Here is a 9,324-nt window from a genome sequence, read left to right as displayed (position 1 = left end):
GCCATGAAGATTGGCGCTTTGAGAGAGGGCTTTGACGGCGAGGCGAGGGTGGCCATCACTCCGTCCTCGGCCGGGCATCTTGGAAAGCTTGGGCATACAGTCTTTATCGAAAGCGGCGCGGGAAACCGGGCGGGATTTTCCGATGACGATTATCGTGCGGCGGGCGTGACACTGTGTCAGACGGCAGCCGAACTGATCGGAGCCGTTGATGTGCTGGCAAAGGTCCGTCAGCCCACGGAAGCCGAGATCGGGCAGATGCGCGAAGGCCAGACGGTCATCTCGTTCTTCTATCCCGCACAGAACGCGGATCTTCTGGCCTTGGCCAAGGAGCAGGGCATCACCGCGATCGCGATGGACATGGTTCCGCGGATCAGCCGCGCCCAGAAGATGGACGCGCTGTCGTCCATGGCCAACATCGCCGGCTATCGTGCCGTCATCGAGGCTGCCAACAATTTCGGACGGTTCTTCACCGGGCAGGTGACCGCCGCCGGCAAGGTTCCGCCGGCCAAGGTGCTGGTCGTCGGGGCAGGGGTCGCCGGTTTGGCCGCGATCGGAACTTCGGTCAGCCTCGGCGCGCAGGTTTATGCATTCGACGTGCGTCCCGAAGTGGCCGAACAGATCGAATCGATGGGTGCGGAATTCGTCTATCTTGAATTCGACGAGCATGCGCAGGACGGGGCCGCCACCGGCGGTTATGCGGCACCGTCGTCGCCGGAGTTCCGGGAAAAGCAGTTGGCGCGCTTTCGCGAACTGGCGCCGCAGATGGACATCGTCATCACCACGGCGCTGATCCCGGGCCGCGACGCGCCCAAGCTGTGGACGGCCGACATGGTCGCTGCCATGAAACAAGGCAGCGTCGTCATCGACTTGGCGGCTGAAAAGGGCGGCAACTGCGACCTGACCGTTCCGGACGAACGTATCGTCAGCGAGAACGGCGTTGTGGTCGTCGGCTATACCGACTTTCCGTCGCGCATGGGTGCGCAGGCATCCGAGCTTTATGGCAACAACATCCGCCACTTCCTGACGGATCTGACGCCGAAGAAAGACGGCGTGATCCATCACAACATGGAGGACGACGTGATCCGGGGCGCGACCGTCGCCCATGATCACGACGTCACCTGGCCACCTCCGCCGCCGAAGGTCGCGGCGATCGCCGCGCAGAAGCCCAAGGAAAAGAAGAAGGAACTGACGCCGGAAGAGCGTCGTGCCGCCGAGGCCTTGGCCTTCAAGGGTGATACGCGCCGGCAGGTCGGTCTGCTGGTCGGCGGCGGGCTGCTGCTGCTGCTGATCGGCATGGTCGCGCCTGTCAGCTTCATGTCGCACTTCATCGTCTTTGTCCTGGCCTGCTTCATCGGTTTCCGCGTGATCTGGAACGTTGCCCATTCGCTGCATACGCCGCTGATGGCGATCACCAATGCGATCAGTTCGATCATCATCCTGGGCGCGCTGATGCAGATCGGCAGCGGGTCGTGGTGGGTCGTCCTGCTGGGTGCGCTGGCCGTGCTGATGGCGGGCATCAACATCTTTGGTGGCTTCATGGTCACCCGGCGCATGCTCGCCATGTTCCAGAAGTCGTAAGGGGGCAGGAATGGAATACGGATTCACCACCGCGGCCTATGTGGTCGCCTCGGTCCTGTTCATCCTGTCGCTTGGCGGGCTTTCGGGACAGGAAAGTGCGAAGCGGGCGATCTGGTACGGCATTGCCGGCATGGCCTTGGCCGTTGTCGCGACGCTGATCGGACCGGGTGCCGGCAACTGGTTCCTGTCACTGGTCATGATCGCCATCGGCGGGACGATCGGCTGGCTGGTTGCCAAGCGCGTCCAGATGACGGAAATGCCGCAACTGGTCGCGGCCATGCACAGCCTGGTCGGCCTAGCCGCCGTGTTCGTCGGCTTCAACGCGCAGATCGAACTGGCCCGTGTCATGCGTGCCCGGGCCGACGGCCTGCCCGAATTCTTCCAAGGGTTTGCCGCCGTTCTGGCGCACAAGACACCCGCTGAGATCGCCATGCTGAAGATCGAGGTCTTTCTGGGCATCTTCATCGGCGCGATCACCTTCACCGGGTCGGTCGTGGCATTCGGCAAGCTTGCGGGCCGTGTGGATGGCAAGCCCAAGAAGCTGCCGGGCGGGCACATGCTGAACGCCGGGGCGCTGGCGCTGTCGATCCTGTTCGGGATCCTTTACTTCACGGGCGTGGGTCCGGGCGTCTTCTGGCTGATCGTGATCACGCTGCTGGCGTTCTTCATCGGCTATCACCTGATCATGGGGATCGGTGGCGCCGACATGCCGGTCGTCGTGTCGATGCTGAACAGCTATTCGGGTTGGGCTGCCGCCGCGATCGGCTTCACGCTTGGAAACGATCTGCTGATCGTGACGGGCGCGCTGGTCGGCTCCTCGGGCGCGATCCTGTCCTATATCATGTGCAAGGCGATGAACGGGAACTTCGTCAGCGTGATCTTGGGCGGTTTTGGCGGCGAGACCGGGCCTGCCGCAGCCATCGAGGGCGAACAGATCGCCATCGACGCTGACGGCGTGGCGACTGCGCTGAACGAGGCCGACAGCGTCGTGATCGTGCCGGGATACGGCATGGCCGTGGCTCAGGCTCAGGGCGCCGTCAGCGAGCTGACGCGCAAGCTGCGCGCTGCGGGCAAGACGGTGCGCTTTGCGATCCATCCGGTCGCCGGGCGCCTGCCGGGCCACATGAACGTGCTGCTGGCAGAGGCAAAGGTGCCTTACGACATCGTGCTGGAGATGGACGAGATCAACGATGACTTTCCTTCGACCGATGTGGTGATCATCATCGGTTCGAACGACATCGTGAACCCAGCCGCGCAGGACGATCCGAACAGCCCCATCGCCGGCATGCCGGTTCTGGAGGTCTGGAAGGCCAAGCAGGTGTTTGTCAGCAAGCGCGGTCAGGGCACCGGTTACTCGGGCATCGAGAACCCGCTGTTCTTCAAGGACAACACGCGGATGTTCTATGGTGACGCCAAGGATAGCATCAACAAGCTGCTGCCGATGATCGACTGACGTCCAAGAACTGAAAGAAGCAATGAATGCGCCCGCCAGAACCTTGGCGGGCGTTTTTGAAAGGTTCGACTTTTGGCCTGGAAGCGCTTGAGGCGCCATTTTTCCGGGCATGGCTGGGGCAGGGGGCTTGTACCCCCTTTGGGACAGGACGATCAATGGGACCGGCAAATGAACACCCGCTGCGCTATGCGCTGGTCAACGAGCTTCATGCGCGGCCCTCGATACGGATGTCGGCGCCGTCCACTGCCGTCTTCGTGGCCTTCAAGGAACCACGTGACGCCGCTAATCGCGATCGGGCTCTCGATGCCGCGCATCTGGCGGAACTGGTGTCACGCCATGGCGGTCCGCGGCCTGATGCCGAGGACAGCCATTATCAGGGGCGCCTTGGCCGCCATGACCTGAAATGGGAAAGCCATACCGAGTTCGTCAGCTACATGGCCCTGACGCCGGGCCTGCCGATCCGGCCCTTTGATCCATCAGCGGCGGCGATCTTTTCCGAGGATTGGCAGATGGCGGCGCCCGGACGGCGTCTGGCCGCTGTCATGGTGCAGGTGGACTGGCTTCCCGATACTCCGGAGGAAGCGCTGGCCCATGTGAACGGCTGGTTTGCGCGCGACAGTCTTGCCGCCATCTGGGTGCTGGACGAGGCCGCGATGGTGGCCAGTGATTTTCGGATCGACGCGAACGGCTGGATGCGCTTTGCATTGTTCGTGCGCCGCGGCACCTCGGAGGGCCGCATCGGTCGCCTGGTGCACCGCCTGGTCGAGCTTGAAACCTATCGCGCCATGTCGATGCTGGGACTGGGTCGTGCGCGGGATCTGAGCCGGCGCCTGAACGAGCTTGAGCCGCTTCTGACGGATATTCTTGCCTCCATGGCAGATGACAATCAGCCTGCAGAACAGTTGTTGCAGGAGTTGCTGGCCGTCTCGACCGAGCTGGAGGCGCAGGCGGTGCAGCATTCGTTCCGCTTCGGTGCAACCGCGGCCTATGAGGCGATCGTGCAGGACAGGATCTCGACCTTGCGGGAAACGCGCTTTCTGGATCGGCAAATGCTGAGCGAATTCATGCGCCGGCGGTACGAGCCGGCGATGCGCACCACCAAGTCAGCCGAACGACGTTTGCGCACGATGCTGGAACGCGCGGCGCGGGCCGCCGAGTTACTGCGCACGCGCGTCGATGTGGAGCGCAGTGCCCAGAACCAGAAAATCATGGAGCGGATGGACCGCCGCGCCGACCTGCAGCTGCGGCTGCAGCACACGGTCGAGGGGCTGTCGGTGGTCGCGATCAGCTATTACCTTGTAGGCTTGCTGGGTTATGCCCTGATGCCGGTCGCGAGTTTGGCATCGATCGACAAGAATTATCTGGTGGCTGTCCTGACCCCTGTAGCGGTACTGGTGGTGTGGTTGGGGATGCGGCGTGTTCGGCGTCAGTTGCACGGCCCGGACGAGCATGGCACAGATTTCTGACTTGCGGAATGACGGACACAACGCGATAGATCGCGAATACATATCAATGACGGAGTTGCTTTGATGCGCCTGACCTTGGCTTTCCTGTGCGTCCTGTCCTTGTCCGCCTGTGGCGTTCCTTTTGTTCCCTTCATCTGAAGGGCACTTTATGTCCAAGACGCTGACGATGTATGGACTGGCCCATTGCTCGACCTGTCAGAAGGCGCAGGCGGCGCTTGAGCAGAATGGATGGTCGGTTGCATTTCGTGATGTTCAGAAAGAGCCGCTGTCGGATGAGGAGAGGGCTGCGCTGGTTGATGACTTTGGCGGCAAGATCATCAACCGCGCCAGCCTGACATGGCGCGCCATGTCCGAAAGCGAACGTAGCGCAGACCCTGTCATCATGATAGGCGAAAAACCCAGTGTTATGAAGCGTCCCGCCCTTCGTGCCGGTGGTGCCAACCTGCTGGGTTGGACAGCCAATGTGAAAAGGGCGCTGGACGTACCGACCTAGGCTTTTGGTTTCTCAGCCGCGGCGGGCCAGCGATTCTATCAGCGGTCGAACGCCGGTCAGATCGTAGCCAGCCTTTGCTGCCGTTGCGAGGATCTCGTCCTCGGGAAGCTTGCCAGCCTGATTAAGTGCCCAGAGGACGGTCGAACGGTTTCCCGAGCGGCAGTATGCCACGACCGGTGCAACGCCAGCTGTAGCATTGCCAAATTCCGAGATCAGATGAGGCGTGATCTGGCCCGGCGGAAACGGCAGATAGTGATACCGCATGCCAGCCTCGGCCGCGGCTTTTTCCATGGCGCCATGGTCGATTTCGGCGCCGACCTCATCATCAGGGCGGTTGTTGACCAGAACCTTGAAGCCCGCACGTGCAAGTTCAGGAACATCCTCGGGCAATATCTGTGGCGAAACGGCAAGCGTGGGGGTAAGTTGACGCAGATCCATGGCGACCCTCCGGGATGGTGACAGGTTCTGACCTGCAGGCTTTCCCACTGGTTTGTCAAGGATGCGCGGAGCCTTGTCGGCCACGGCTGCTCAGGCAGCTTTGGCACGATCCACAAGATCAGGGAGCGCAAGAAAATCGGTGAAGCGTGCTGTGTGAGGTAATTCCTCAGCCGGCTTCAGGCGGTATCCGCCGGTAAACAACAAGAACGGAACCGGGACGGCAGCAGCGCATTCTGCATCAAATTCGCTGTCACCGACATAGAGCGCCGCAGGCGCAGGCCCAGCCGCGCCCAGCATTTCCAATGCCATGCGAAGCGGCGCGGGATCCGGTTTTTTCTGGGGAAGAGAATCCCCGGCAATGACCGCTGACAACAGGCTCGAAAAACCGAAATGTTCAAGAACGACGCGCGTAGGACCCATCGGCTTGTTCGTACACAAACCTAGTGGATGACCAGCGTCGGCAAGTCGGCCCATTGCCTCAAGAGCACCGGGAAACAGGCGCGTCAGGGACGTCGCATCGTGATAGCGGGCCATGAAAGCCGCAATAAGAGCGGGACGATGAACAGGATCGATGTCAGTGGCTGCGATGATACGCGTCCACAATAATTCAACGCCGCCGCCGATAAAGCTGCGGACCCTCGTGAGGCTAAGGGGCGCCATGCGGTGCTGTCGCAGTACAATATTAACGCATGCATGAATATCCGGAGCGCTGTCGATCAATGTTCCGTCCAAGTCAAAGACGATCGGGCAGGGGCGTTCCATGTTCATGCTGCCTTCCATTTTATCGAACATCCTATCGAAGGAACTTGATGCTGCGGACCGTTGCCAGTGGCAGCGATCTGCAGCATAGCTTCGTAAAGTTCACGGGGAGCGTCCTCCGGGCCAGGATTTCGTCCGGACGCATCCAGACGGCCGCGGTATTGAAGCCCGCCAATCGCATTGTAACCGAAGAAGTCAGGTGTGCATTCAGCGCCGTAAGCGCGTGCAACTTCTTGTTTTTCATCGTAAAGATAAGGAAAACGGAATCCCTCTGTTCTTGCGAGAAGGGCCATCTTTTCAAAATTATCTTCAGGATAGCTCAAGGCATCATTCGATGAAATGGCTACTACTCCAATTTCTTGGTTTATAAGTGCATGCGCGTCACGAAGGATACGATCAAGTATTGCTTGCACGTATGGGCAGTGATTGCAAATAAACATCAGCAGAGTAGCGCGTTTCCCAACTAACTCAGCCAAGCAATATTCGCGACCGTCAGTGCCAAGCAATGAAAACTCAAACCAACGATCATTGAATGCACAGACTGGAGATGAAAGTGCCATTGATGTCTCCTGATGTTCCTAAACAAACTGCAAGATACCAGCAGGTGACGGCAAGATAAGGAAAAGTTGGATAAGTAGCTTTACTTGACCTGCTATAATACATAATACTGATTATCATTTTTGTTTCAAAGTAAAATTGTCGCCATCTGGCAAAGTTAGTTTGTCGCCTCTCCCTGACGCGTGAAGCTTGATCCGGAATACTGGGGGCTTTGAGATGGGACTGGTTCTGATGAGCGAGCGCGAGTTGCAGCGTATTGAGGTTCTGGCTCAGATGCTGGATGCCAGCGTGCGCAGCGTGACAGCGGCGAACCTTCTGGGCCTCACCTCGCGGCAGGTGCAGCGCCTGCTTCAAAGCATTAGCGACGACGGCGCGATGGCCGGGCAGCACAGACCGTCCAACATCCGGATCAACAATCTGAAGCGTGACTATGTCCCGTCGCTGATCCGGCAGGATTATCCGGATTTCGGCCCGACGCGGGCGGCCAAGAATATTGCCGAGCGGCACGGCATCCAGGTTTCCTTGGAGACGTTGCGCAAGTGGATGATTACGGACGGGATTTGGCAAAGCCGGGCGCAGCGCCGCCGCGTGCATCAGCCCCGTTTGCGGTGGGAAGCTTTGGGTGATCTGATCCAGATCGACGGCTCGGGACACTGCTGGTTCGAGAACTTCGCTCCGCCCTGCTCTTTGCTGGTCTTCATCGACCATGTCACTGGTGCGCTCATGCATCTGCGCTTCGTGCGCTCGGAGTCGACCGAAAGCTACTTCCCGGCCCTGACAGATTATCTGCACGAGCATGGTCTGCCGGTGGCCTTTCATTCCGACAAGCACAGCGTTTTCCGCGTCAACAGGACAAAGGCCCGCAGCGGGCACGGAATGACACAGTTCAGCCGCGCTTTGAGCGAGCTGAACATCGAGATCTTTTGCGCAAACAGTTCGCAGGCCAACGGCCGGGTGGAACGGGCCAACCGAACGTTGCAGGACCGGCTGGTTAAGAAGTTGCGGCTGGCGGGGATCAGCAACATGGAAGCGGGCAACATCTTCCTGCTGGGCCTCATCGAGCGGCACAATCTGCGCTTTGCCCATCCCCCTGCCCGGCCGACAACCTCCATTGGCCACTCAATCTGCCCGCGTCACGCTTGGCTGATATTTCTGCGTTCGCGACCAGCGACAAGTCGGCGCGAGCCTCGTAGTGCATTACGAGCGCCGGAAGTTCATCCTCGATGACAGCCAGCATGCGCGAAGCGCGATCGGGCGTCATGTCGAGACCTGTGCTTATTCAGATTGACCCGTCGAGATCCGCTGGAAAGGCGTTCTGCTGCGCTATCGCATTTTCGATCCAGCCAGCGGCGCGTGGCCCATACTGCGATCACCGAGAACAAGCGCCTTGGCGATGTGCTGGCTCCTATTAAACGCAGCAGGACGCTGATCCTCCGCAAGTCGGACCGGTCGGCAAACAGCGCACCCCCTATCCCCCGGCAGGCAAGGCTGGCGGGGGCAGAAAGGACTGGGGCGAGCGACGTGCTTTTACATTATCATGAAGCATTGCGCTTTTTAGACCGCCAACAGCTGTAGCAAAGCTCTTTGAAAAGCACCTCCAAAGGTCTCATTAGCTATCGCTGTCGATCGAAACCAAACCTGAAGGGAGTCTTCTTCATCTGCTGAACCGTCCCAACATGAATCCTAATAGTTCTGACTTGGTGCTCTTACACCCAATAGAAACAGAGCCTATGTCGCCAACATCAGAATTGTGATCTGACAATTTTCGCAGAAAGCTTGCTGAAAATCTTACCGCAGGACGTGAAAGATCGGCTCAGTACGCATGATCTTGCTAATCTATTACCCAAGTTTGCAAAAAACAGCAATGTGCTGACGATTTGCCTGAACTCATAAATTATGTCTCGTTTATGTCTCGGTCTTTGTCCCGGTTTCGGTGTTGGGAAGGGGCACAGGTTCGCCGAAATCGAACAGAGCGACAGAAATAGTAGAAACGAGAGATCAAGCTTAGCAACGGAACTGTCTCACCCGCTGCTGCGTCTATCTTCCATAGTTCGCTTCCTCATTCACGAAAGGTTCTTCACGATGCGAATTCTGGCACTCGGACTCTGCGGAGCCATGCTGACACTGGCGGCATGTGGCGACAATGTGCGCGAACGTGCGGCGACCGGCGGGGTCGGCGGTGCGGTCATCGGTGGACCAGTAGGTGCCGTCGTTGGTGGCACGGTAGGTGCTGTCAGCGCCACCAACTGATCTCGCAACGTCTGCGCAACAACGCGGCCGCGTCCTGCTGGGGAGGCGGCCGTTTTTGTTGGCCTTGCGAGGGAGCAGTGCATCTCCTACATCTTAACCGAACGACAAGAGGAACACCCATGGCAATGGAAGCGCATGATATCGAAGCTCTTATACGGGCCGCGTTCCCTGCAGCCCGTATCACGATCACGGATCTGGCAGGCGACGGCAATCATTATGCTGCCGAGGTGATCGACGATAGCTTCCGAGGACAAAACCGGGTTCAGCAGCAGCGGGCCGTTTATGCGGCGCTTCAGGGAAAGATGGACGGACCAAACGGCGTCCTGCAT

The 9,324-nt window shown here is 59.3% G+C and carries 10 protein-coding genes; 7 read left to right on the top strand and 3 right to left on the bottom strand.

Annotated elements, in window-relative coordinates:
- Positions 1-3 precede the first annotated feature (3 nt).
- The 4 genes from ACLHHB_RS01495 to ACLHHB_RS01480 all read left to right on the top strand — a co-directional run bounded on the left by ACLHHB_RS01495 (position 4) and on the right by ACLHHB_RS01480 (position 4,990).
- Positions 4-1,578: a Re/Si-specific NAD(P)(+) transhydrogenase subunit alpha gene (locus ACLHHB_RS01495; RefSeq protein ID WP_410216512.1), complete on the top strand. Its 1,575-nt coding sequence runs from the start codon at positions 4-6 to the stop codon at positions 1,576-1,578.
- 10 nt (positions 1,579-1,588) lie between these two features.
- Positions 1,589-3,031: an NAD(P)(+) transhydrogenase (Re/Si-specific) subunit beta gene (locus ACLHHB_RS01490; protein WP_410216511.1), complete on the top strand. Its 1,443-nt coding sequence runs from the start codon at positions 1,589-1,591 to the stop codon at positions 3,029-3,031.
- 155 nt (positions 3,032-3,186) lie between these two features.
- A complete protein-coding gene (locus ACLHHB_RS01485; protein WP_410216510.1) occupies positions 3,187-4,497 on the top strand; it encodes a DUF3422 family protein in 1,311 nt (436 codons plus the stop codon).
- Positions 4,498-4,645: 148 nt separating this feature from the next.
- Positions 4,646-4,990 (top strand): arsenate reductase family protein, encoded by a 345-nt coding sequence (locus ACLHHB_RS01480; protein WP_410216509.1) that lies wholly within the window; start codon positions 4,646-4,648, stop codon positions 4,988-4,990.
- A 12-nt stretch (positions 4,991-5,002) separates the two neighbouring features.
- Here ACLHHB_RS01480 and ACLHHB_RS01475 read toward each other — a convergent pair whose 3' ends face one another.
- The 3 genes from ACLHHB_RS01475 to ACLHHB_RS01465 form a co-directional block, all read right to left on the bottom strand.
- A complete protein-coding gene (locus ACLHHB_RS01475; protein WP_410216508.1) occupies positions 5,003-5,428 on the bottom strand; it encodes a TIGR01244 family sulfur transferase in 426 nt (141 codons plus the stop codon).
- Between the two features lie 90 nt (positions 5,429-5,518).
- Entirely contained in the window at positions 5,519-6,196 is a 678-nt protein-coding gene (gene gph / locus ACLHHB_RS01470; protein ID WP_410216507.1) for a phosphoglycolate phosphatase, read from the bottom strand.
- Positions 6,193-6,747 carry a thioredoxin family protein gene (locus ACLHHB_RS01465; protein ID WP_410216506.1) on the bottom strand — a complete coding sequence of 185 codons (555 nt, stop codon included), beginning with the start codon at positions 6,745-6,747 and terminating at the stop codon, positions 6,193-6,195. The genes gph and ACLHHB_RS01465 overlap by 4 nt, the downstream gene beginning before the upstream one ends.
- Positions 6,748-6,961: 214 nt before the next feature.
- Between ACLHHB_RS01465 and ACLHHB_RS01460 the strand changes: the two genes are divergently transcribed.
- The 3 genes from ACLHHB_RS01460 to ACLHHB_RS01450 all read left to right on the top strand — a co-directional run.
- On the top strand, positions 6,962-7,972 hold the full coding sequence (locus ACLHHB_RS01460) for an ISNCY family transposase (protein ID WP_410216505.1): 1,011 nt from the start codon (positions 6,962-6,964) through the stop codon (positions 7,970-7,972).
- Positions 7,973-8,827: 855 nt separating this feature from the next.
- Positions 8,828-8,995, top strand: a complete 168-nt coding sequence (locus tag ACLHHB_RS01455) for a hypothetical protein (protein WP_410216504.1) — start codon at positions 8,828-8,830, stop codon at positions 8,993-8,995.
- A 119-nt stretch (positions 8,996-9,114) separates the two neighbouring features.
- The coding region (locus ACLHHB_RS01450; RefSeq protein WP_410216503.1) for a BolA/IbaG family iron-sulfur metabolism protein at positions 9,115-9,324 on the top strand (210 nt) is incomplete at its 3' end.

Origin of the sequence: Paracoccus sp. (in: a-proteobacteria) (assembly GCF_046462195.1) — a bacterium.
GTDB lineage: Bacteria > Pseudomonadota > Alphaproteobacteria > Rhodobacterales > Rhodobacteraceae > Paracoccus.
The sequence above is the reverse complement of the archived record's forward strand: the minus strand, read 5'-3'. Positions and strand labels throughout refer to the sequence as shown.

Excerpts from the sequence above, each read along its gene's own strand:
- ACLHHB_RS01455 (WP_410216504.1), top strand. The coding sequence starts at position 8,828 with ATGCGAATTCTGGCACTCGGACTCTGCGGAGCCATGCTGACACTGGCG.
- ACLHHB_RS01480 (WP_410216509.1), top strand. The coding sequence starts at position 4,646 with ATGTCCAAGACGCTGACGATGTATGGACTGGCCCATTGCTCGACCTGT.
- ACLHHB_RS01485 (WP_410216510.1), top strand. The coding sequence starts at position 3,187 with ATGGGACCGGCAAATGAACACCCGCTGCGCTATGCGCTGGTCAACGAG.
- gph (WP_410216507.1), bottom strand. The coding sequence starts at position 6,196 with ATGAACATGGAACGCCCCTGCCCGATCGTCTTTGACTTGGACGGAACA.
- ACLHHB_RS01475 (WP_410216508.1), bottom strand. The coding sequence starts at position 5,428 with ATGGATCTGCGTCAACTTACCCCCACGCTTGCCGTTTCGCCACAGATA.
- ACLHHB_RS01495 (WP_410216512.1), top strand. The coding sequence starts at position 4 with ATGAAGATTGGCGCTTTGAGAGAGGGCTTTGACGGCGAGGCGAGGGTG.
- ACLHHB_RS01490 (WP_410216511.1), top strand. The coding sequence starts at position 1,589 with ATGGAATACGGATTCACCACCGCGGCCTATGTGGTCGCCTCGGTCCTG.
- ACLHHB_RS01465 (WP_410216506.1), bottom strand. The coding sequence starts at position 6,747 with ATGGCACTTTCATCTCCAGTCTGTGCATTCAATGATCGTTGGTTTGAG.
- ACLHHB_RS01460 (WP_410216505.1), top strand. The coding sequence starts at position 6,962 with ATGGGACTGGTTCTGATGAGCGAGCGCGAGTTGCAGCGTATTGAGGTT.